General features: G+C 67.7%; 1 pseudogene. It reads left to right on the top strand.

The window, feature by feature from the left end:
• Nucleotides 1-690: pseudogene (locus NVV99_RS26335) on the top strand (SAM-dependent methyltransferase); the annotation flags it as partial.

Genomic DNA, 690 nt, shown 5'->3' with positions numbered 1-690 from the left:
GGCGCCGTGGTGCTCGAGCCGGGCTGCGGGGCCGGCCACTTCGTCGGCACCGCACCGGAGTCGGTGCGCATGGTCGGCGTCGAGATCGAGCCGATCAGCGCGAAAATCGCACACTACCTGTATCCCTCGCAGCAGATCCGCAACCACGGCTTCGAGCGCAACTTCGCCCCCGAGAACACCTTCACCGGGGCGATCGGCAACGTACCGTTCGGCAAGTTCGCGCCCGTCGACCCGATCCACAACGCAGACGGTCTGTCCATCCACAACCACTTCATCGCCAAATCACTGGCGTTGACCGCTCCCGGTGGCTACGTCGCGGTGGTCACCTCGATGTTCACCTCCGATGCCCGCCGCGCCGAAGAACGCGCCGCGATCGTCGCCAAGGGGGATCTAATCGGGGCGGTACGCCTGCCCACCGGGGCATTCGACCGGCAGGCCGGCACCGACGTGGTCACCGACGTGCTGGTATTCCGCCGCCGCGACGACGGCGCCACCCCCACCGAGGACACCCTCGAATGGGCACAGCCCGCCGTCCAGGTCGAACCGATCGACGCCAAGACCGGCGAAGCCGCCCACACCTGGATCAACCCATACTTCAAGAAGTACCCGCAGCGGGTGCTGGGCACCCTGACGGTCGGGGGCGGCATGTACGCCGGATCGTCGCTGCGCGTTGCCCCCACCACCACAAAG

The organism is Rhodococcus sp. PAE-6 (genome assembly GCF_025290685.1).
Lineage (GTDB): Bacteria > Actinomycetota > Actinomycetes > Mycobacteriales > Mycobacteriaceae > Rhodococcus > Rhodococcus pyridinivorans.
The sequence above is the reverse complement of the archived record's forward strand: the minus strand, read 5'-3'. Positions and strand labels throughout refer to the sequence as shown.